Below are 22,120 nucleotides of genomic sequence, written 5' to 3' on the forward strand. Positions count from 1 at the left end.
CGAGCCGCTGCGATTCACATACCACCCTTTCCCCGTTGGGTTACGCCTGCTTCAATCCCAGCATCTTGATGATCCCCGAAAAGTCGGTCGCCGCGCCGCCTTCATCGACGAAGCGCTGGTACATCTCCGCCGCGCGCGCGCCCATCGGCGTGTCGGCCGAAACGCTCGCCGCCGCCTGCATCGCCAGCCGCAGATCCTTGAGCTGGAGCGCGGCGGCGAACCCGCCCTGCCAGTCGCGATCGGCAGGCGTTTCGGGGCCGACGCCGGGGACCGGGCAATAGCTGGTCATCGACCAGCTTTGCCCCGACGATACGCTGGCGATGTCGTAGAAGGTCTGGAGGTCGAGCCCCAGTTTCTGCGCCAGCACAAACGCCTCGCCCGTCGCGACCATCGTCGCGCCGAGCAGCATGTTGTTGCAGATCTTCGCCGCCTGCCCGGCGCCGACCGGCCCGGCATGGATCACGGTCTTGCCCATATCGGCCAGGAACGGCTCGGCGCGGCGAAACGCTTCCTCGCTGCCGCCCGCCATGAAGGTGAGCGTACCCGCATTGGCGGCGGCGATCCCGCCCGATACCGGCGCATCGACCATCGTCAGCCCCTTCACCGCCGCCGCCTCGGCAACGCGGCGCGCGGTTTCGACGTCAATCGTCGAACAGTCGATCAGGATCGCGCTAGGTGGCGCGGCGGTGAATACGTCGGTCGCATAGACCGCCTCGACATGGCTGCCCGCTGGCAGCATCGTGATCACCGCCTCTGCCTCGGCACAGGCGATCGCGGCGGACTCGGCGGGCAGACAGCCGGCGTCTTTGGCGCGGGCGAGCGCGTCGGCCGACAGGTCGAACGCGCGGACGTCGTGGCCGGCCTTGGCCAGGTTCGCGGCCATGCCGCCGCCCATATTGCCCAGGCCGATGAATGCGATGCGTGCCATGTTGCTCTCCTGAATATCAAACCTTCTCCCGCTGGCGGGAGAAGGATACCGAAGCTTGGTCGCGAAGCGGCCTAGCGAAGGTTGGATGAGGGTGGTGCGGCGCTTCGCGTCGCGCGGTCGCAAACGCGACCGCTGCACCCTCACCCAGCTACGACTAGGCCGTGCTGAAGGAGCACGACCAAGTCTGCGCAACCCTCTCCCGCTCGCGGGAGAGGGAAGAACTCACTTCCCAGTCCAAACCCCGGCGCGCTTCTCGACAAAGGCCGCCATGCCTTCCTTCTGGTCCTGCGTCCCGAACAGCCCGTGGAACAGCCGCCGTTCGAACTGCACCCCTTGGCTTAGCCCCATGTCGAACGCAGCGTTCACCATTTCCTTGTTCGCCTTCACCGCCAGCGGGGCCATCCCTGCGATCGTCGCGGCGGTCTTCACCGCTTCCTCGACCAGATCGGCGGCGGGGATGATCCGGCTGACCAGGCCCGCGCGCTCGGCTTCCTGCGCATCGATCATCCGCCCGGTCAGGCACATTTCCATCGCCTTGGCCTTGCCCACCGCGCGCGCGAGCCGCTGCGATCCGCCCATGCCGGGGGAGACCGCCAGCTTGATCTCGGGCTGGCCGAACCTGGCGGTGTCGGCGGCCAGGATGAAGTCGCACATCATCGCCACCTCGCAGCCACCGCCCAGAGCATAACCCGCGACCGCGGCAATCACCGGCTTGCGCGTGCGGGTGAAGGCGTCCCAGCCGGCGAAGAAATCATGGCCGTACATGTCGGCAAAGCCCTGTGCCTGCATCTCCTTGATGTCGGCCCCCGCGGCGAACGCCTTTTCGCTGCCGGTCAGTACCGCGCACCCCTGCGAGGGATCGGCGTCGAACGCCGCCATCGCATCGAGCAATTCGGTCAGCACCTGCCCATTGAGCGCGTTGAGCGCCTTGGGCCGGTTGAGCGTGACCAGCGTCACCGCGCCGCGCTGTTCGACCAGGATGGTTTCGTAATTCATTTCGGATTCCATTCTTCATCGGCCGGCAGCGGCGCGAAAATCTGGTCGATCAAATGGCCGGTGACATCCTCCGGCGTGGCGGGTTGCCAGCGCGGGGCGTTGTCCTTGTCGATGATCACCGCGCGCACGCCTTCGATAAAGTCGTGGCGCTGGACGACATGGCTCGCCACCGCGAATTCCTGCCGCATTTCGTCCTCGAAGGTCGGCATCGTGCGCCCGTCGAGCAGCAGCTTTAGGCTGACCTTCATCGTCTGCGGCGATTTGGTGTCGAGCGTGGCGAGCGTCTGCGTCGCCCATTCGCCGCCATCCTCGCGCAGCGCGGCGTAGACGTCCTCAAGCCGATCGCTGGCGAACAGCCGGTCGATCGCCTCGCGCTGCGCCAGGATGCGCGCTTGCGGCGCGGGGGCGGACGCTTGGCTCAGGATCGCCTCGATCGCCTGCGGGTCTTGCGCGATCCGCTGCTTCACGTCGTCGAGCGCCTCTGCCGGTACGAAATGCGTCGCCAGTCCCAGCGCAAGGCATTCGCCGCCGTCGATCCGCGCGCCGGTGAGCGCCAGATACTGGCCGATCCGCCCCGGCAGCCGCGACAGATACCAGCCGCCGCCGACATCGGGGAACAGCCCGATCCCGGTCTCGGGCATCGCCAGCTTGGTATTCTGCGTCGCCACCCGGAACCTGGCGGGCTGCGACAGGCCGACGCCGCCACCCATCGTGATCCCGTCCATGAACGCGACGATCGGCTTGGCATAGGTGAACAGCCGGTGGTTCATCGTATATTCGGCACGGAAAAAGGCGCGCGCGTCGACGCCGTCCTTGGCCCCGCTCTCGGCGATCATGCGAATGTCGCCGCCCGCGCAAAAGCCCCGGCCCTCGGCATGGTCGATCAGGATCGCCTCGACCGCCGGCTCCTCGACCCACGCATCGAGCGCGGCGGTGATCGCGTCGCACATCGGGTGCGTCAGCGCATGGATCGCCTTGGGCCGATTGAGCCGGATTCGACCGATGCGGCCCTCGGTGGTGATGAGAATTTCTTCCACGCCTGCTCCTTGATTTCCCTCTCCCCTGGATAGGGGAGAGGATACCGCAGCTTGCCAGCCTGCTGGCTAGCGAAAGTTGGTGAGGGGTCGAGCGGCGCACTTGCGCCGCGCGGTCGCAAGCGCGACCGCACCACCCTCACCCAGCTTCGACTAGGGCCGCATGAAGAATGCGACCCAAGTCTCGCAACCAGTTCGCGGGAGAGGGAGTTCATCCCTGCCGCACCAGATCGCGGCCGACGATCATCCGCATCACCTGGTTGGTCCCCTCCAGGATCGAATGCACCCGCAGGTCGCGCCAGAAGCGCTCGATCGGGTAATCCTGCAAATAGCCATAGCCGCCATGCAACTGCAGCGCATCATTGACGATCTTCGATCCATTGTCGGTGGCCAGCCGTTTCGCCATCGCGGCGAAGCGTGTCTTGTCGGGGGCATTGGCGGTCACCTTGGCCGCCGCGACATACAGCAGCGCCCTTGCCGCTTCGAGATCGGTCGCCATGTCGGCAAGCATGAACTGGGTGTTCTGGAACTCGGCGATCGGCTGGCCGAATTGCTGGCGATCCTTGGTATAGGCGATGCTCTCATCGAGGCAGCGCTGCGCCCCGCCGAGCGAGCACGCGCCGATGTTCAGCCGCCCGCCATCGAGCCCCATCATCGCGATTCGGAAGCCCTCGCCCTCGCCGCCGACCAGATTGGCCGCCGGCACGCGGACATCCTCCAGGATCAGCTGCCGCGTCGGCTGCGAATGCCAGCCGAGCTTCTTCTCGTTCGCACCGAAGCTGACGCCGGCCATGTCCTTCTCGATCGCCAGGCAAGAAATGCCCTTCGGCCCGTCCTCTCCGGTACGCACCATCACCAGGTACAGCTCGTTCTCGCCCGCACCCGAGATGAACTGCTTGCTGCCGTTGACGGTATAGTGGTCGCCATCCTTCACCGCGCGGGTCTTGAGCGCCGAAGCGTCCGACCCAGAAGACGGTTCGGTCAGCGCATAAGACGCGATCCAGTCCATCGTCACCAGCTTCGCGAGATAGCGGGCTTTCAGGTCGGTGCTGCCAAAACGATCGAGCATCCAGGCGGCCATATTGTGAATGCTGATGAACGCGCTGGTCGAGGGACAGCCATAGGCCATCGCCTCCATGATCAACGCCGCCTCGAGCCGCCCCAGCCCGATGCCGCCACCCTCTTCGCTGACATAGATCGCCGCGAAGCCAAGCTCGGCGGCGGCCTTGATCGTCTCGCGCGGGAAGATGTGTTTCTCGTCCCATTCGGCGGCGAACGGCGTGATCCGGTCGGCGGTGAATTTCCGCGCGAGCTCCTGAATCTCGCGCTGGTCGTCGGTGAGGTCGAACTGGTTCATTACGATTCCTTTGCCGCGACCGTTGTCATGGTCGCTTCGGTCTTCATCACGTATTCGTCATGCCGGACTTGATCCGGCACCCAGGGCCAAGCAGGATGTCGCCTGCGACTCTGGGTCCTGGCTTTCGCCAGGATGACGATGAGGGGATCGAACATCGCGAAAATCCCCACCGTCTACATCGTCGCCAGCCAGCGCAACGGCACGATCTACACCGGCGTCACGTCCAACCTGCTCGGGCGTATCCATCAGCATCGCACCAAGACGTTCAAGGGGTTCACCGCCGACCATGATTGCGATCGCCTGGTCTGGTTCGAAGTCCACGAAACGATGGAATCGGCGATCGTCCGCGAAAAGCGGATCAAAAACTGGCACCGCGCCTGGAAGCTCGAACTAATCGAAAAGGACAACCCGACCTGGCGCGACCTGGCGCTGGATTTCGGGTTCGACCCCCTAGACCCACCCCCACCGTCATCCTGACGAACGTCAGGACCCAGAGCCTCGGGCGGCACCGCCTGTAACCCTGGCTCCCGGATCAAGTCCGGGATGACGGACTTAAGCACCGACATCCCTCACCCCATCGTCGGAATAACAAACGCATTGGCCGCATCGCCCACCCCGCCATCGGGCCAGCGCTGGGTGATCGTCTTCACCTTGGTCCAGAAGCGCACCCCCTCCATCCCGTGCTGGTTGCTGTCGCCGAACGCGCTGCGCTTCCAGCCGCCGAAGCTGTGATACGCCACCGGCACCGGGATCGGCACGTTGATACCGACCATCCCGACATTCACCCGCGCGGCGAATTCGCGCGCGGCATGGCCGTTGCGCGTGAAGATCGCGACGCCGTTGCCATATTGATGCTCGCTCGGCAGCCGAAGCGCGGTTTCGAAATCGGGCGCGCGGACGATCTGGAGGACGGGGCCAAAGATTTCCTCCTTATATGCCTGCATGTCGGGGGTGACATGGTCGAACAGGCTGGGGCCGATGAAGAAGCCCTGCTCATGCCCCTGCAATTTGAAGCCTCGCCCGTCGACGACCAGTTCGGCGCCTTCGTCGACGCCGGTCTGAATCCAGTTTTCGACGCGCTGCTGGTGCGCTGCGTTCACGACCGGACCGTAATGCGCGTCACTATCGGTCGACACGCCGATCCGCAGCGCTGCGATCGCGGGCAGCAGCTTTTCGCGCAAGGCATCGGCAGTCTTCTCGCCCACCGGCACCACCACCGGCAGCGCCATGCAGCGCTCGCCAGCCGAGCCAAAGGCCGCGCCCGCCAGGTCGTTGACCACCTGGTCGAGATCGGCATCGGGCATGACGATGCCGTGATTCTTCGCGCCGCCCATCGCCTGGACTCGCTTGCCGGCATCGACACCGCGCCGATAGACATAATGCGCGATGTCGGATGACCCCACGAAGCTCACCGCGCTGATCGCCGGATGATCCAGGATCGCGTCGACCATTTCCTTGTCGCCATGCACCACCTGCAAAATGCCCTCGGGCAAGCCGGCCTCAAGCATCAGTTCGGCCAGCCGCACCGGCACCGAAGGATCGCGCTCGCTCGGCTTGAGCAGGAACGCATTGCCGCACGCGATCGCGACGCCGCTCATCCACAACGGGATCATCGCGGGGAAGTTGAACGGGGTGATCCCTGCGCCGATGCCCAGTGGCTGGCGCATCGAATACACGTCGATCCCCGGCCCTGCCCCTTGCGTATATTCTCCCTTGAGCACGTGCGGAATGCCGCACGCGAATTCGATCACCTCCAGCCCGCGCTGGATGTCGCCCTTTGAATCGGCGATCACCTTGCCGTGTTCGGACGACAGCAGATGCGCGAGTTCGTCGATATGCGCCTCGACCAGCGCCTTGAACTGAAACATCACGCGCGCGCGGCGCTGGGGGTTGGTCGCCGCCCATGCCGGCTGCGCCGCTTGTGCCGCCGCGATCGCCGCATCGAGCGTCGCTTGCGTGCCCAGCTTCACTCGCGCCTGCACCTGGCCGGTATTGGGGTCGAACACGTCGCCGGTACGCGCCGAAGTGCCGCCGGCACCGCCCGCGATCACATGGTCAATGATCCGCATCTCATCTCCTGACGTCTATTTCTCGCGACCGATCCACCGTTGCCTGGCGAAGCGATCGCGCTGCCTGCGTGGGTTCCGCAGATCGTGTGCGCCTCCCCTAACGCACCCGGCGCGACAAGAAAATGGCCACGCACCCCGGTTTTGCGAGTCGAGCAGCTATGCTTTCGCCCATCTATCGGCGACTGGGGTCCGGCGACACGTCGAATACGGCATTCCCGATGCCGACGATGCGACTGGTTGGTAACCGCTGTTGGGCATGCGCCGCGACCCACGGCATTGCGCGACCATGATCCCCGTATAGGCGATTGTCGCTTAACCCTGGCCCGGACCTAAAGGCGGGTCAGCCGCGCGGTTCCCAGAACATCGCCGGTCGGGGCGGCGTGCGGGGCTCCATCGGCGGGTTCGAGGGTCAGTGCCAGCGTGGCGCCGTCGGTGATCAATCGCCCGACATCGCCCGCCAACCGCACTTCGCTCCCGCCCTCGCGTGCGATCAGGCCAAGCGACGTCGGTGCGCCGCCAGCCGGTATCACCCATAATTCAGGCTCGCCCGCACTCGGCGGGATCGCCATCGCTCGCACGCGCAGCACACCATCGCCGGGATCGATGCGAACCGCCAGCATCGATGCGCCGTCGCCGTCGTTGATCTGCGCTATCAGTGTTTCGGATGGTACTGGTGCCGGCGCCTCGGCCACCACCACCGGCGGCGGAGCGACCGGATCGGGGCGCGTGACCAGCATCACTGCCAGCGCCGCGGCGATACCGGCAAAGCCGGCGGTCGCCCATTTCCAGCCGCCTGCTCCGCCAGCCGGGCCGGGATCATTCGCGGGCAGCCGCTGCTCGACCGCGCTCCAGACCCGGCCCTCGGGCGTAACCGGCACGATCTCGCCATAGAAACCTGCAAACCGCGCATCCCAGGCATCGACCTCGGCTGCAAACACGCTGTCCTCGGCGCGCAGCCGCTCGGTAACCAGCCGGTCTTCGCCGCTCAGCAGTCCTAGCGACAATTCACCGGCCAACAGCGCACGTTCTTCGGGGGACATCGGCTCAGCCATGATCGATGCACCGTTTGAGCTGTTCGAGACCACGGCGGACCCAGCTCTTCATCGTGCTCAGCGGAACCGAAGCGCGCTCGGCGAGCTCGGCATAGGTGTAGCCGTCAAAAAACGCCGCGCGGATCGAATGATGCTGATGCTCCTCGAGTGTGTCCAGGCATTGCGCCAGCAGCATCCTCCCTTCGTGATCGACCATATTCTCGTCGGTGGAAGCTACGTCGGCGAATGCGGTCTGGATGAGGTCGTCGGGCTCTTCCAGCCGGCGCTCGCTGGTGCGCCGCCAATCGATCGCGCTGTTGCGGGCGATCGCGCACAGCCAGGTGATCGGGCTGGCCCGCTCGCGATCGAAGCGCGCGGCGCGATGCCACACCTTCAGATATACTTCCTGCAACACATCCTCAGCCGATTCGCGATCCTTCACGATCCGAAGGCACACCCCCAGCAGCTTCGCCGAAGTGTTGTCATATACCGCCTTCAGCGCAGCGCGGTCACCCGCAGCAACCCGCGCAATATCGTCGCACAGCCGCGCGCGGGCGGCGTCAGCGGCGGTCATGTCGAAAAAACACTGGCGACTTCTGCATGTCCTTGTTCCTATTGCGACAATGCTGGCGGCACAAGGGTATGTCGGTTGCGCCGTCAGCACGTTGCTGCGCCGCCATCACGCGACATATTCCCGTTCGCGATACTCGAACCAGGCGACATCGGCGGGCATCGCGGTGCCAGCCATGTCCTGCGCCGCCACGCCGACGAACGCGCCGGTAAAGTTCGCCATCCCCGGTGCGCTCGCCTCGTCCGACAGGATACTCGCGTCGAACAATTGCGGCAGCCAGGCCCAGTCGGCATCGCCCTCGCAGCGATAGCGAAAGCGCAACCGCTCGAAATCGACCTCGACGCCAAGCTCGATCGGGCCGTCGGGAATCGCGATCGGCGCGGTGAAGGCATCGGCCTGCGGGCTGTCGGGCAGCGCCGACATCACCGCCAGATGCCGCCCGACCGCATCGTCGTGGCTGACGTACAGGTAATGGAACTTGGTGCTGTTATAATAGCAGACCAGTCCCGCCATCTGCTGGAAATGTGCGGGCGCTACCTCGATCCGCGTCTGCGCAGTGTAGCAAAATGCCTGTTGCCGCCGCGCGACCAGCGCTTGCTCGAACACGCTGCCGATCGTCTCGCGACCATAAAGCCGCAAATGCCCCGGCCGCGCGGTGAGCGAGAAGATGCGATCGGGTTCGGGGGTGCGTAGCCACTGGAAATCGATCGGCAGCCCGGGCGTGTCGAAGCTGGTGCGCTGCCGGCGCGGTTCGGGCGGCGCGGCATCATGCTCGACCTCGAGCATCGGCATCGCGTCGCCCGCAAGCGTGTACAGCCAGCCATCGTCGCCCCAGCGCATCGGCTGGATCGCGGTCTCGCGCCCCATCACGCAGCGCCCGCGATTGGGCAGCGGACGGCCGCACAGATAGGCCAGCCACGGCGTCCCGTCGGGCGCTTCGACCAGATCGGCATGGCCCGCGCGCGGGAGCGGCGCGTCGGGGCGGTTGCGCGAGGTTAGGATATAGCGATCGGGATGCAACGCATACGGCCCGATAAGCGTGCGCGAGCGCGCCATCGTCACCGCGTGGTTCCATCCCGTCCCGCCCTCGGCGGTCAGCAGATAATACCAGCCGTCGCGCCGGTAGATATGCGGCGCTTCGGTAAGCCCCAGTTCGGTGCCTGCGAAGATCACCTGCCGCTCGCCCACCAGCGCGCGCGCGGCGGGGTCATATTCCTGCAGCACGATGCCGGCGAAACGATTGCGGCCAGCGCGGTGGTCCCACAGCATGTTGAGCAGATATTGGCGGCCATCATCGTCGGTGAACAGCGACGGATCGAATCCGCTGCTGTTCAGATACACCCGATCGGACCACGGCCCGTGAATCGTCGGCGCGGTGGCCAGATAATTATGGAAATCGCGCAGCGACGCCCCCGAAGCGCCCCCGGTGGTGGTGCGGCCATAGCGTTTGACGTCGGTATAGACGAGGTGGAACAGCCCGTTCGCATGGGTCAGGCACGGCGCCCACACGCCGCAGCTATCGGGATCGCCGCGCATGTCGAGCAGGTCGGCACGCGCGAGCGGGCGCGCCACCAGCGTCCAGTTCACGAGGTCGGTCGAATGGTGGATCTGCACCCCCGGAAACCATTCGAAGGTCGAGGTCGCGATGTAATAATCGTCGCCGACGCGGACGATCGAGGGATCGGGGTTGAACCCCGGCAGGATCGGATTGCGGATCATGCAGCGACCTCCTGTCCATGCGGTTCAGGGGCGACCGCGGGCGGCTTGACGACCGTCCACAGCACCACGGCGGCGAGCAGGTCGAGCATCGACAGCGCGACGAAGAACGGTTCATAGCCGATCGTCGTCACCAGCGTGCCGATCGCGACCGAGAACAGCAGCACCCCCAGATTGGCAAAGGTGCCGCCGATCCCCGCGACGGTGCCGATCTCGTTCTGCGGGAACAGGTCGGTGGCGAGCGTAATGCAGGTCACTGACAGCATCTGGTGCGCGAAACCGCCCAGGCTAAGCAGCGCGATCGCGGCATAGGGGCTCTCGACGCTGCCGACAAAGATCATGCACGTCATCAGCAGCGCGCCGATCGTAAACGCCCAGCGCCGCGCATTGATCAAGCCGACCCCGCGCCGCCGCAGCCACGCCGCCATCGCCGGCCCTGCCATACAGCCGAAATCGGCAGCCACGAAGGGCAGCCACGCGAACATCGCGATCTGCGCCAGGTCAAAGCCGCGCGCGGTGACCAGGTACAGCGGCAGCCAGAAGGTAAGCGTCCCCCAGGTCGGATCGGCCAGGAAGCGCGGCAGCACGATGCCCCACAGATTGCGCTGGCGCAGCAAGGTCGGGATAGACCGCCGCGGGCCAACCGTCAGATGCGCCTCGCGCCCGGTCGCGATCAGCGTGCGTTCTTCCTCGCTCAGCCGCCGGTGCGTCTCGACCGATCGATAGGTAAACAGCCACAGCGCCACCCACAGCCCCGCCATGAGGCCGACCACCACGAATGCCGCGCGCCAGTTCCACCACAGGATCGCGCCCGCGACCAACGGCGGCGCGAGCATCGACCCGAACGACGCGCCGACATTATAGATACCGCTGGCAAAGCCGCGTTCGCGCGCGGGAAACCATTCGGCGACCACCTTGAGCCCGCCGGGATGCGCGGTGCCCTCGGCAAAGCCGAGCGCCGCGCGAAGGCCCATCAGCGACACCCAGCCGGTCGCCAGGCCATGCGCCATCGTAATCACCGCCCAGGCACTGGCGAAGATCGCCAGCCCCATGCGCAGCCCGATCGTATCGAGCAGATAGCCCGCGACCGGCTGGAGCATGATGCCCAGCTGGAACGCGCCGGTGATCCAGCCATATTCGCGCTCGCCGATGCCCAGGTCGGCGAGCACCGTCGGCGCGGCGACGCCCAGCGTACTGCGCGTCAGATAATTCAGGCTGGTGCCGATCATCACCACGCCGATCAGCCACCAGCGCAGATTCTTGATCGGGCGGCGCGCCAGCGTCACGGCGTGATGCGCAATTGTTCGATCACGACGCCGGGATCGATCATCCACAGGCGAACCCGGTGCTGGCCGGCGCGGGTCACCTGGTGAATCGAGCTGGTCACCCGCACCGAATTGGCCACCGCCTCTTCCCATTGCTTCTCGCCGGTGCCCTTCCACAGATCGATCACCTGCGGCGCGGCATCGTCGATCGCGATGGCATAGCGGCGACCGCTATTGCCGACATCGAGCGAAGGCGCGGCCAGCACCTCGATACGGACATCGCCCACACGCGGCAGCGTCACTGCATATTCCAGCATCGGCCCCTGCCCCGGCACCTCGATCGGCGCGGTCTGCGGCCAGGGCGTCATGGCAGCGCCGGTGATGCCCAGCCCCGGCACCGTCAGCCAGCGTGTTTCATCCTTGCCCACTGTTGCGGCGGCGAAGGCGGTAGCGTTGATCTTGATCGGTTGCGCAGTCGGCACGGCACGCGGTGCAGCCTTGACCGGACCGCCGGGCACCACACGCTGCACCTGCGGCATGATGTCGCGATCGGGCTGTTGCCAACTGGTATAGCCGATATGCGTCTGCGCCATCATATGCTGCCACTTGCCGCCGTTCAGCGATTCATAGCGGTCGCGAATGACGCGATCCTGCGCGAACAATCGCTCGGCCTCATCGGCCAGCGCATTGGCGCGCGGATCATTGGCTGCGGCAGCCGCCCGGTTGCGCGCGACGGCGACATACAGCCGTGCGAGGTTGCCCGCCGCCTGCACCGGATGTTCGACCAGTTGAAAAAAGGCATCGCTCGCCCCCGGCGCGACCCTCGGGCGCACCGCCGCGACATCGCGATCTAGCACCGCCCATTCGGCCAGCACGCGATCGGCGGTGCCGTCGGTCAGGCTCCAGCTATCGGGCGACCAGAGTTCGGGCTTCTGCCGCGCCAGATAGCGCGTGGTGCGATCGAGGATCGACGCGATCGCCGCCGCCGGCCCGGCACCAAACTGCTCGGCTGCCCAGGTCCGGTGATACCCAGCCATCTTCTCGACTGTCATCGCCGCAGGATTCCACGCCATGTCGAGGAAGAAGCTGGTCGGCAATTCCATCGGCTTGAGGTCGCCGACATTGACGATCCACATGCGATCGACGCCATGCGCGGCGGCCAGCGACATCTGCTCCCAGGTCCGCGAAATCTGGTTGGCGTTGAGCCACTTATAGTTGCGCGGCCCGCCGACATAATCAAAGTGATAATAGACGCCATAACCGCCGGGGCGGGTGACGCCGGGCTTGGGCAGGCGGCGGATATTGCCCCAATTATCATCGGCGAACAGCAGGGTGACGTCGTCGGGAACGCGCATCCCCTGATCGTAGTAATCCTGCACTTCCTTGTAGAGCGCCCACACCTGCGGCGTCTGATCGGCGGGCTTGCCGGTGACGTCGGCGAGGATCTTGCGCTGGTCGGCGACGATCGTCTCGAGCAATTTGGTCGCGGTCCCGCTGGTCATCGGCTCGTCGCCATCGCCGCGCATGCCCACGGTAATCACCGTCTCGCGCCCCGCGTTGCGCTTGATCCCATCGGCCCAGAAACGCTGCAATTCGGCGGGGTTGGTGTTGTAATCCCATGCGCCGCCCTTGCCGCGCGCCCATTCGACATGCGCGCGCTGCATCGGTTCGTGGTGCGAGGTGCCAAGCACGATTCCCATCCGCTGCGCCAGCGCCGCGCTCTCGGGATCGTCCTGCCACAGCGACTTGCCCCACATGGCGGGCCACAGATAATTGCCCCTCAGCCGCAGCGTCAGCTCGAACACGCGCTCATAGAATTTGGCGTTGATCCCGCCGAAGCTGGTCCGCGCCCATTCGCCAAGCGCCGGCTCCTCGTCATTGAGGAAGATGCCGCGATAGCGAACCGCCGGCGCGTCGACCCGTCGCCCAGCGGTGACGAACAGGCTCGCCTTGGTCGCAACCGGCACATCGGCCCACCAGTTCCACGGCGACACGCCCGCACGGCGTGACAGGTCGTAAGTGCCAAAGATCGCGCCGCGCCGATCGCTCCCTGCGATCACCAGCGCGCGCGTGACTCCCGGCATCGGCGCATCGACCACCTGCTGAACATAGCCCTCCCAGCGCCCGGCGAGCGTCGACACGTCGAGCTTACCCTCGGCAATCAGCTGGTCGATCAGCGGGCTCGCGCCCACCACCCCTATCAGCACCGCGCGATCGGCCGCGACATCGGCCCGCCCCGCGACCGCCGCCAGATCGCGCGTCAGGTCTTCGGCGGCGTCGCGCGCCCCGGCATCGGTAACGCCCTCGACCACCACCCGCGCCGCGACCCCGCGCTCGATCAGCGACAGCGCGCCGGTGGTGTTCCGATCGCACACACTCACCGCGTCGGTGCAGGCAAAGGCGGGGGTGGCGGCAAGCGAAACGATCGCGGTGGCGATCAGGCAGGCGGTGCGCATGGTCTGGTTCCTGTTCATTTGCCGGTCGCCGTCACGACGACGCGAGTCGGTGCCAGCCCATCGGCTTCGGCGACCAGGGTGATCGGCCCCTTGCCGCCGGGGCGAGCGCGAACGATCGCAAGCGCCTTGCCGTTGAACGCGGCGCGGGTGGCGGAGGGGAAGGCAGTAAGGTCGGTCGGGTCGCCATTGTCGGTCGCGACCAATTCGCCCGGTCCCTCGACGCGGAAGCGGATCGGCATCTTGGCGCGCGGCGCGATCCGGCGCTGCGAATCGACGACATCGACGGTGACGAAGGCAAGGTCGCGGCCATCGCCCGCGATCCGCGACCGATCGGCGGTGGCGGCCAAGGCGCTCGCCTCCCCCACCGTCTCGACACTGGCGCCGGCCCAGGGCTTGCCGTCCTTCCAGGTCACCACCTTCAACGCGCCCGGCTGATAGGTCACGAAATCCCAGCGGAAGCGATAGGCAAAGGGCGCGCGCTTGATCCGCCCCTGCGACACGCCGTTGACGAACAATTCGGCTTCGTCGGCTGAACTGAACACATGCACCGGCGTCACCTCGCCCTCGCGCCCCGGCCACGTCCAATGCGGCAGGATATGCGCGAATTTGAGGTCGGGTCGCCAGCGCGCCTGATAAAGATAGAAGCGGTCCTTGCGGAACCCCGCCAGGTCGACGATCCCCGAATAGGAACTGCGTGAGCTGTAATAAGGCGTCGGCTCACCCAGATAGTCGAAGCCGGTCCAGACGAATTCGCCCGCGACATCGGGGTTCTGGTCGATCGCCGAAAATTCGCGATCGGCAGACGATCCGAAATCGGCCGCATGCAACTCATAGGCGCTGACATGATGCGTCACTGGATCGCCGCCCGATCCGGGGCGCACCGGCCCGCTGACGCTGCCCGACACCGGGAACAGATATTCGCCGCGGCTGCTCAGCGCCGACGCGCTCTCGCTTTCAAAAATCACCTTGTCGGGGAATTTCTTGCGGAACGTCGGATATTGGCTGGGCAAGGTGCGAATGCCCGATCCCTGATAGTTGATGTTGATGACATCGACTTCGGCGGGCATCGGCATGTCGGGCTTGGCATAGTTCATCGCGCTGGTCGCGGGACGGCTATCCTCCTCGCGGACGATGCTCACCAGCTTGCGCGCGATCGCTGCGCCTTCCTCGCCGGTATATTGCTCGCCCACCTCGTTGCCGACGCTCCACAACATGATCGAGGGGTGGTTGCGATCGCGCCGCAGCATCGATCGCAGATCGGCCTCGTGCCAATCGGGAAAGATCAGGTGGAAATCGAGCGGTGTCTTCTTGCGCTCCCACGAATCGAACACCTCGTCGATCACCAGGAACCCCATGCGGTCGGTGAGGTCGAGCAATTCGGGTGCGGGCGGGTTATGGCTCATGCGGATCGCATTGACCCCCATTTCGCGCAGGATTTCGAGCTGGCGCTCGGCGGCGCGCACGTTGAACGCCGCCCCCAGCGCGCCAAGATCATGGTGGTTGTTCACCCCGTTCAGCCGCACCGGCTCGCCATTGACGATCACCCCGCGCGGGCCTGCGAACACGATGTCGCGCACCCCGAACGGCGTTTCATAGCTGTCGACGACACGCCCACCGACGCGAACGCTCGACACCGCGACATAGCGATTGGGCTGCTGAGTCGGCGGCGGTCCCCAAAGTTGCGGATCGGCGATCACCGTCGTGCCATCGAACCGCGCCGAGCCCTTGGCGGCTACCTGCTGCTGAGCAGCCGCGATGCGCGCGACCGGACGACCGGTGCGGCGGCCATCGGCCCCCAGCACATACAGGTCGCTCGCGACTTCGACCGTTGCCGCCGCATCCGAATCATTATCGATCGTCAGCGCCAGCGTGATCTCGGCGGCTGCCTTGCTTACCTTGGGGGTGCGCACCATGCTGCCCCAATGGCCGACATGCACGGGCGCGGCCTTCACCAGCCACACGTCGCGATACAGCCCGCCGCCCGGATACCAGCGCGCCGATTCGGGCGGATTGTCGAGCCGGATCGCCAGCTGGTTGCGACCGCCGGGCACAACATGCGGCGTCAGGTCGAGCCGCCAGCCATTATAGCCATAGGGCCAGCCACCGACGAGCCGACCGTTCAGCCACACCGTCGCATAGGACATCGCCCCATCGACATCGAGAAAGATCGAGCGCCCGGCATCGCGCGCCGGAATGTCGAGCGTCTTGCGATACCAGCCAATCCCCCAGCTCTTGAGACGACCCATGCCGCCATACGGCCCATCCTTGATGAACGGTCCTGCGATCGCCCAGTCGTGCGGCAGCACCACCTTGGTCCAGGCGCTGTCGTCGAACCCAGGTTGGACATAGGCGACATCGCTGCCCGGATCGCCTGCGGGGCGGACATGGCGCTTGGCGGGATCGGCGATGAAGGCGTTGGCGGTGGGCAGTATCCACGGCTTGAGCACGCGGCTGTCGCCGGCGCGCACCGCCACCGCATCCTCAGGCTCGGCATCGGCGACTTTGCCATCAGCGCTGCGTTCGACCACCGGGCGAACATCATAGCGCAGATCGGTGGTCATCCCCGCCGGATCACCGCGGGTATAACGCCAATCGTCGGACAGCCGGATTCGCTCGCTCCCAGCCCCACCCTGCGCCATCGACGCCCCGGCCAACAGCGCCCACAACAACGCCAAGAGGAAAGCGACAGGCAGCAGACGCTGCCCATAGTTGGTCCGGTCCAATCGCATCGTCTCTCCCTTCGCAGCCGCTGCTTCCGGCCTTTTTAAGTTAGCGTTACCATCACGGCAGTGGATCGTCCGGTCAACCCCACGTCGCTGGTCTAGCCACTGTTTTCGGCAATTGACACCGATGTCTTGATAGCGGTATCAAACTCGTCGCCGATCGATCGAGACGGCGCAAAGCGACCCCGAACCGCGGGGCGCAGACACGGGAGAGGAACTGAAATGGATACCATCGCAAGGTCGCGCCGCATCGCCACGATGTCGGCAATGCTGCTCACCACCGCCGCCTCGCCAGCGTTCGCGCAGGCCGCTGAAGTCGCACCCACCGTTACGGCCAACGCCAGCACCGAAACCCTCGCCGGCACCGCACAGGATGGCGCTGGCCAGACCCAGCCGACCGCGATCGATTCGACTGATCAGGATTCCGCCGATCCTTCCGCCAGCGGCAATGACGACATCGTCGTCACCGGCTTTCGCGCCTCGCTGGAAAGCCAGGCCAACGCCAAGCGCAATTCGATCGGTTTCACCGACACGATCTTCGCTGAGGATATCGGCAAGTTCCCCGACACCAACATCGCCGAATCGGTCAACCGCATTCCTGGTGTGACCATCACCCGCGAAGTAACCGGCGAAGGATCGAACGTCGCGATCCGCGGCCTTGGCACCAACTTCACCCGCGTGTTGCTGAACGGCACGCCCGTCGCGATCGCATCGGTTCGCTTCGACGCGCAGAGCACCAACCGCGAAGTCGATCTGGACCTGATCCCGACCGAATTGTTCACCCAGTTGACGGTCAGCAAATCGCCCGTCGCCAGCCAGCTCGAAGGCGGCGCGGCAGGTACCGTGAACCTTCGTTCGGCACGCCCGTTCGACAATCCCAAGCCCTATTTCACTTATGGTCTGCAGGGGTCGCAGGTCAGCAACACCGATCGCTGGGGCTATCGCGGTCATGCCTTGGCCAGCGCGACCTTCGGCGATTTCGGTATCCTGATCGGCGGCGCGGCGGTGAAGAACCGTTTTCAGGTCGATGGCTATGAAACCATCGGCTTCACCAACCCCAACCTGACCGCCGCCCAAAGCACCAGCCCGACGCGAAACGCCACGGGCGGTGGTAATTTCACCATCCCCGGCACCGTGCCGGTCAACGCTGGCAATGGCCTGACCACCGGCGCGACCATCGATCAGGCGTTTCTGCTGGCCAATAATCCCGGCGCGACGATCCAACAGATCGACAATGGCATCCTACCCCGCCTGGGCCGCCCGCGCACCGAAATCGGCGAACGCACCCGCTATAACGGCCTGGTATCGCTCGAATGGCGGCCAAGCGATGCGCTGCATTTCTATGTCGATGGCATGTACGCCAATCGCGAGACCGAATTCACGCGCACTGCGATGAACTGGGTCGTGCGCAACGGCGCGGTGATCCCGCTGAACACGACCTATGACAAGGCCGATTGCTCGGCGGGCTGCACCGTCACCGGCGGCACCTATGCCAATTCGCAATTCTTCCTCGAATATCGTCCGTACAAGGACACGCAGGATTATTGGGGCGTCAATCCGGGCGTCGAATTCATCGTCAATGATTACATCAAGGGCGATTTCCAGGCGAATTACACGCGCAGCAATTTCCGTCGCGAGAGCCCGACCGTGCTGGTCATCACCCCGCCCAGCAGCGGCCTGACGGTCAACTACACCAATAATGGCGGCATTCCCGATATTCAGAGCAATATCGATCTCAATAATCCCGCCAGCTTCGGCTGGGCAGGTGGCGGCCGAGTCAATCTGAACGGCGAAGAGCGCGAGACCGAAACCAAGGGCATTCGCGGCAGCCTGTTGTTCGGCGACGAACAGCGCTTCAGCGTCCGGGTCGGCGCGGCCTATGACGATGTCAGCCGCCGGATCACGCCGTTCGACAACACCAATCCCTGGCAGGCAGCGATTTGCGGCAACAACCCCAGCGTCGTGTTGCCCGGGCCAAACCGTCAGCCGCCATGCGATGGCGCGAACCAGCCGGGCACGTCCGCGCCCGCCGGCTATCCGACCTACCCGGGCTATGGCACCGGCTTCACCGCGGGCGGCGCGCCGCTCACCTATGGCGGCTCGCTGGTACCCACCGCCCTGGTACCCAGCTATTTGCTGCCGGGCAGCAACGGCTTCGTCACCGTCGACTGGGAAAAGTTCAAGGCAGACACCGGCTATGACGCCCTGCTGGCCGGTGCGACCGAAACCGGATCGGGCAGCAGCGGTGCCAATGGCGGCCTGATCCGTGAAAAGGTCACCGGCACCTTCATCGAAATGAACGGCATCTTTGACGTCGGCACCGAAAACACGATCCGGCTCAACGGCGGCGTTCGCTATGTCCGCACCGAACAGCTGGTCGGCGGTCGCACCACCGTGCCAAACCCGCTCAACGTGCGTGGCGGGGTGACTTGCCCCGGCGTCAACCCAACCTTCGCGCAAGACGGTTCCTGCTATCCGACGATCATCAGCTTCAGCCAGACCGACCGGCTTTATTCCAACTTCCTGCCGTCGGCGAGCGTAGCCTTTAACTTCGGCACCCAGGCGGTGGCGCGTGGCTCGATCTCACGCACGATGACCCGGCCCGATCCCAATCAGTTGCTGCCAGGCGCTGCGTTCGTCCAGCCTTCGGCGGACATCGGCACCCTCGGCAACAATGCGCTGAACCCGTACATCTCGGATAATATCGACCTCGGCTTCGAATATTATACCGGCGGGGAAGGCGTGATCGCGTTCGCTGCGTTCCGCAAGTCGATCACCGGCTTCACCGTCAACGGCATCAACACCGTGCCGTTCTCGACACTCGAACCGTTCGGCATCACCTTTGCCTCGCTGACGCAGGCACAGCAGTTGGCGCTGCTCGATCGCGCAGGACCGGCGGGAATTCCGGTTACCGAGGTGCCGATCCAGATTCAGCAGCAGGTCAACTCCGACGGTAAGCTGAAGGTCAACGGGCTTGAGTTCCAGATCACCCAGCCGCTCGATTTCCTGACGCAATATATCGGCGTGCGGGGCTTCGGCTTTCAGGGCAACCTGACGCTGATCGACCAGCGCGGCGAAGGGGCCGGCGCACCCGCCATCGCGATCGGCGTCGCGCCGACGACCTACACCGCGACCGGCTATTATGAAGGCAACGGCATCTCCAGCCGCCTGACCTATATTTACAACGAAGGCGCGCAGGGATCGAACCCCAACCAGAACGGCATTCCACAGGCGGCGATCTTCGGGCGCGATTTCTCGCAGCTCGATTTCTCAGGCAATGTCGATCTCGGCGAGATCCTGGGCAACGATTATCTGCCGACCTTGGTGGTGAACGTAATCAACATCACCAAGCAGCCGCTCGCCTCTTACTTCCAGTTCCCGAACGCGACCTTCAACGAATATAATCCGGGTCGCACGGTATTGGTCGGGGTCCGCGGGCGCTTCTGACCCGCTGCCCCTCCTCCCTTTCTTTCCTCCCCCTCGTGGCCGCCACCTTCGTGACGGCCACTTTTTTATGCCTTGTGCAGGCAGCTCGTATTCAGCGCGCGGCGTTCCCGAACACCGCCAACGGTACTGCCGCTGCCATCGCACGATAACCGGCATCCGATGGGTGCAGCCCGTCGCCCGAATCCATCGCCGTGCGAAGATGCGTCGGCTTGGCCGGGTCGCGCATGATCGCGTCCATGTCGATCACCGCGTCGAAATTGCCTGGTGCGCGGATGAAGGCGTTGATCGCCTGGCGATCGGCTTCGTTGCGCTGGTCGGGATGGTAATAGGCCGATCCGCCATAGGGCATGATCGTCGCGCCGATCACCCGCACCCCGGCGGCGCGCGCGCGCGCCACGATCTGGCGATAGCCGGCGATCATCCGATCGACCAATTGCCGATGTTCGGGGTCCGAAACCGGCTGCTCGCGGGTCAGCGTGCCGAGGTCATTCACCCCGATCATGACAACCAACTGCTCAACCCCCGCCAGCAGCAGCACATCGCGATCGAGCCGTGCCATCGCATTCGGACCAAGCCCGTCCAGCAACAGCCGGTTGCCGCCAATGCCCTGATTGGCAATCGCCAGCTTTCGCGTCGCCGGGTTCGCCGCCAGCCGCTGCGCCAGATAATCGGTCCAGCGCCCATTGCTGTCGGGCACCACGCCATAGCCGTCGGTGATCGAATCCCCCAGCAGGGCGATCGTCGACGCGCCGGGTGAATCAACGTCGATCGCCGACAGATGATACCAGCGCGGCACCTTCACCGCATTGGCCCCCGCACCGATATGCGTCATCGTCCGCGCGCCGGGGTGGCCGGTCGCAAGCTCGGGGCGCTCGGCCAGCGTCAGCGAAACCGCGACATGCCCCAGCGGCGCGACCGTCAGCGATACCGGGTCGGACCAATATTCGGCCCCTGCCGGCACGACGACGGCACGCTCGCCGCCAAAGGTCGCCGCCCGCTGCGAACCGGGCACGCCACTTGATGCCCCCGCCGCATTCGCCAGCGCCACCTCAACCCCCGCCACGCGCAGCGGCTGGCGACCATGCCGGTTCGACACCCTCAGCCGCAGCCGCGTACCGCCGACCGACAGTCGCATCGTTTGATGGATCGTGACCGGCCCCGCCTCGCCCGGCGGCAAGGCGTTGTCTCCCTCCATCGCCATCGCCGCGGTGGCCCAGCTCGAAACCCAATCGCGGTCGCCCGCATGGGCTTGCGGCACCGCAAACGCCAGAAACAGCGCAATCAGCAGACCGCGCATCATGCCGCGCGCTCCGGCGCAGGCTGGCGAATCGGCGCACCGGCGAGCGACTTCGCGATCGCCGCGCGAAGCGGTTTCGCCTTGAAGTCGGTATCATAGGGGCAGCCGCGCGTGATCTGTCCATCGGGCCGCGGCTCAAACCCGCGCAGCCAGCTATATTTATCGCTCATCCCCCACACCAGCACGTCGGTGAGCTGCGGATAGGACAGCATCAAGTCGAGATAGGCACCCGCAAAATCGGCAACGCCCTGATCGCGAAGCGCGATGTCGGCCGGCAAGCCACGATCGCGAACGTCGAATTCAGTGATGCTCAGGCGATAGCCCATGCCGGTCACCTCGTTCAGAAAGGCACGCCAAGCCGGGGTGAGTTCGGCCACCACCGCCGCGACCGATTTGGTCGGCGCGAACAGCCCGATATGCGATTGCACCCCCAGCGTATCGACCGGCGTACCGCGCTTGCGGAACCCTTCGAGCAGGCGCAGCACCCCGCTGCGGTGCTTTTCATTGCCCGCTTCCCAGCTCATATAATCATTATACACCAGCTCGGCCCAGGGTGCCGCCGAACGCGCGGTGGCAAATGCGTGATCGAGCACCGGCTCTGCCCCGCCCATTGCCGTTGACAACACGGTTTCGCGCAAGCCCCCGGTATCGGGATCGACCGCCTCGTTCACCACGTCATAACTATAAATTGCCGGGCCATAGCGCCCTGCGACGGTGCGGATATGCTGATCGAGCAGCCGCTCGGCCTCGGCGGCGGGCTTGCTGCCGAAATCATGGCTTTTCAGCCATTCGGGGAACCAGCGCGTATAGTGCCACAACAAGGTATGCCCGCGCACCGGCATGCCCGCCGCCTTTGCCTGCGCCATCATCGCATCCATCCGCGCGAAATCGAATGTCGCCGCCGATGGGCGGGTGCGCTGCCACTTCAATTCATTCTCAGGCACCAGCACGCCGCAATCGCGCTTCACCAACGCGGCATATTCAGGGTTGCCCAATGACCCCGCATCGGCCCCCGGCGGACTCCAGGCAAAGGCCGATCCGAAGCGAAGGTTCCGCGCCCGGGCGATCGCGTTCAGCCCGTCGCTGCCGTTCTGCGCCAGCGCAACCGGGGGCAGCAGCGCGCTACCGGCGGCAAAAAGGCTCCCTCCCAGCAAGGTGCGGCGGTCAATAGGTGGATTGATTTTCATGGATTCCTCAATCAGACAGGCGACGGACAAGGGCGACGGCAGA

15 protein-coding genes are annotated in these 22,120 nt (G+C 65.3%); 2 read left to right on the plus strand and 13 right to left on the minus strand.

Features of this window, described 5'->3' with window-relative positions:
* Window positions 1-40 precede the first annotated feature (40 nt).
* The 4 genes from mmsB to QU44_RS05850 all read right to left on the minus strand — a co-directional run bounded on the left by mmsB (window position 41) and on the right by QU44_RS05850 (window position 4,315).
* Window positions 41-1,072 carry a 3-hydroxyisobutyrate dehydrogenase gene (gene mmsB, locus QU44_RS05835; RefSeq protein ID WP_443018076.1) on the minus strand — a complete coding sequence of 344 codons (1,032 nt, stop codon included), beginning with the start codon at window positions 1,070-1,072 and terminating at the stop codon, window positions 41-43.
* Window positions 1,073-1,150: 78 nt separating this feature from the next.
* Window positions 1,151-1,924: an enoyl-CoA hydratase gene (locus tag QU44_RS05840; protein ID WP_033920966.1), complete on the minus strand. Its 774-nt coding sequence runs from the start codon at window positions 1,922-1,924 to the stop codon at window positions 1,151-1,153.
* Window positions 1,921-2,961 carry an enoyl-CoA hydratase/isomerase family protein gene (locus QU44_RS05845; RefSeq protein WP_033920847.1) on the minus strand — a complete coding sequence of 347 codons (1,041 nt, stop codon included), beginning with the start codon at window positions 2,959-2,961 and terminating at the stop codon, window positions 1,921-1,923. Before QU44_RS05845 ends, QU44_RS05840 begins: the two co-directional genes overlap by 4 nt.
* A 208-nt stretch (window positions 2,962-3,169) precedes the next feature.
* Complete coding sequence (locus QU44_RS05850; protein ID WP_033920849.1) at window positions 3,170-4,315, minus strand: acyl-CoA dehydrogenase family protein; 1,146 nt, start codon at window positions 4,313-4,315, stop codon at window positions 3,170-3,172.
* Between the two features lie 138 nt (window positions 4,316-4,453).
* On the opposite strand from QU44_RS05850, the gene QU44_RS05855 reads away from it, so the two are divergent.
* A complete protein-coding gene (locus QU44_RS05855; protein WP_156140970.1) occupies window positions 4,454-4,792 on the plus strand; it encodes a GIY-YIG nuclease family protein in 339 nt (112 codons plus the stop codon).
* A 92-nt stretch (window positions 4,793-4,884) separates the two neighbouring features.
* Here the strand turns inward: QU44_RS05855 and QU44_RS05860 are convergent, their stop codons facing one another.
* From QU44_RS05860 to galB, 7 genes are all read right to left on the minus strand, one after another.
* Entirely contained in the window at window positions 4,885-6,384 is a 1,500-nt protein-coding gene (locus tag QU44_RS05860) for a CoA-acylating methylmalonate-semialdehyde dehydrogenase (RefSeq protein WP_033920853.1), read from the minus strand.
* A gap of 329 nt (window positions 6,385-6,713) precedes the next feature.
* Window positions 6,714-7,436 carry an anti-sigma factor gene (locus tag QU44_RS05865; RefSeq protein ID WP_033920854.1) on the minus strand — a complete coding sequence of 241 codons (723 nt, stop codon included), beginning with the start codon at window positions 7,434-7,436 and terminating at the stop codon, window positions 6,714-6,716.
* Window positions 7,429-7,989 carry a sigma-70 family RNA polymerase sigma factor gene (locus tag QU44_RS05870; RefSeq protein ID WP_033920856.1) on the minus strand — a complete coding sequence of 187 codons (561 nt, stop codon included), beginning with the start codon at window positions 7,987-7,989 and terminating at the stop codon, window positions 7,429-7,431. Before QU44_RS05870 ends, QU44_RS05865 begins: the two co-directional genes overlap by 8 nt.
* Window positions 7,990-8,094: 105 nt before the next feature.
* Entirely contained in the window at window positions 8,095-9,705 is a 1,611-nt protein-coding gene (locus QU44_RS05875) for a glycoside hydrolase family 43 protein (RefSeq protein WP_033920858.1), read from the minus strand.
* On the minus strand, window positions 9,702-10,988 hold the full coding sequence (locus QU44_RS05880; RefSeq protein WP_231621636.1) for an MFS transporter: 1,287 nt from the start codon (window positions 10,986-10,988) through the stop codon (window positions 9,702-9,704). Before QU44_RS05880 ends, QU44_RS05875 begins: the two co-directional genes overlap by 4 nt.
* Entirely contained in the window at window positions 10,985-13,423 is a 2,439-nt protein-coding gene (locus tag QU44_RS05885) for a glycosyl hydrolase 115 family protein (protein WP_156140972.1), read from the minus strand. The genes QU44_RS05880 and QU44_RS05885 overlap by 4 nt, the downstream gene beginning before the upstream one ends.
* Before the next feature lie 14 nt (window positions 13,424-13,437).
* A complete protein-coding gene (gene galB, locus QU44_RS05890) occupies window positions 13,438-16,152 on the minus strand; it encodes a beta-galactosidase GalB (protein WP_081987879.1) in 2,715 nt (904 codons plus the stop codon).
* Window positions 16,153-16,368: 216 nt separating this feature from the next.
* Between galB and QU44_RS05895 the strand changes: the two genes are divergently transcribed.
* On the plus strand, window positions 16,369-19,593 hold the full coding sequence (locus QU44_RS05895) for a TonB-dependent receptor (protein ID WP_033920860.1): 3,225 nt from the start codon (window positions 16,369-16,371) through the stop codon (window positions 19,591-19,593).
* A 91-nt stretch (window positions 19,594-19,684) separates the two neighbouring features.
* Here the strand turns inward: QU44_RS05895 and QU44_RS05900 are convergent, their stop codons facing one another.
* Both QU44_RS05900 and QU44_RS05905 read right to left on the minus strand, forming a co-directional pair.
* Complete coding sequence (locus QU44_RS05900) at window positions 19,685-20,893, minus strand: SGNH/GDSL hydrolase family protein (protein WP_033920862.1); 1,209 nt, start codon at window positions 20,891-20,893, stop codon at window positions 19,685-19,687.
* On the minus strand, window positions 20,890-22,077 hold the full coding sequence (locus QU44_RS05905; RefSeq protein ID WP_081987880.1) for an endo-1,4-beta-xylanase: 1,188 nt from the start codon (window positions 22,075-22,077) through the stop codon (window positions 20,890-20,892). Before QU44_RS05905 ends, QU44_RS05900 begins: the two co-directional genes overlap by 4 nt.
* Window positions 22,078-22,120 lie beyond the last annotated feature (43 nt).

Source organism: Sphingomonas sp. 37zxx, assembly GCF_000786205.1.
GTDB lineage: Bacteria > Pseudomonadota > Alphaproteobacteria > Sphingomonadales > Sphingomonadaceae > Sphingomonas.

Excerpts from the sequence above, each read along its gene's own strand:
- galB (WP_081987879.1), bottom strand. The coding sequence starts at position 16,152 with ATGCGATTGGACCGGACCAACTATGGGCAGCGTCTGCTGCCTGTCGCT.
- QU44_RS05860 (WP_033920853.1), bottom strand. The coding sequence starts at position 6,384 with ATGCGGATCATTGACCATGTGATCGCGGGCGGTGCCGGCGGCACTTCG.
- QU44_RS05870 (WP_033920856.1), bottom strand. The coding sequence starts at position 7,989 with ATGACCGCCGCTGACGCCGCCCGCGCGCGGCTGTGCGACGATATTGCG.
- QU44_RS05905 (WP_081987880.1), bottom strand. The coding sequence starts at position 22,077 with ATGAAAATCAATCCACCTATTGACCGCCGCACCTTGCTGGGAGGGAGC.
- QU44_RS05900 (WP_033920862.1), bottom strand. The coding sequence starts at position 20,893 with ATGATGCGCGGTCTGCTGATTGCGCTGTTTCTGGCGTTTGCGGTGCCG.
- QU44_RS05865 (WP_033920854.1), bottom strand. The coding sequence starts at position 7,436 with ATGGCTGAGCCGATGTCCCCCGAAGAACGTGCGCTGTTGGCCGGTGAA.
- QU44_RS05895 (WP_033920860.1), top strand. The coding sequence starts at position 16,369 with ATGGATACCATCGCAAGGTCGCGCCGCATCGCCACGATGTCGGCAATG.
- QU44_RS05840 (WP_033920966.1), bottom strand. The coding sequence starts at position 1,924 with ATGAATTACGAAACCATCCTGGTCGAACAGCGCGGCGCGGTGACGCTG.
- QU44_RS05855 (WP_156140970.1), top strand. The coding sequence starts at position 4,454 with ATGAGGGGATCGAACATCGCGAAAATCCCCACCGTCTACATCGTCGCC.
- QU44_RS05850 (WP_033920849.1), bottom strand. The coding sequence starts at position 4,315 with ATGAACCAGTTCGACCTCACCGACGACCAGCGCGAGATTCAGGAGCTC.
- QU44_RS05885 (WP_156140972.1), bottom strand. The coding sequence starts at position 13,423 with ATGCGCACCGCCTGCCTGATCGCCACCGCGATCGTTTCGCTTGCCGCC.
- QU44_RS05875 (WP_033920858.1), bottom strand. The coding sequence starts at position 9,705 with ATGATCCGCAATCCGATCCTGCCGGGGTTCAACCCCGATCCCTCGATC.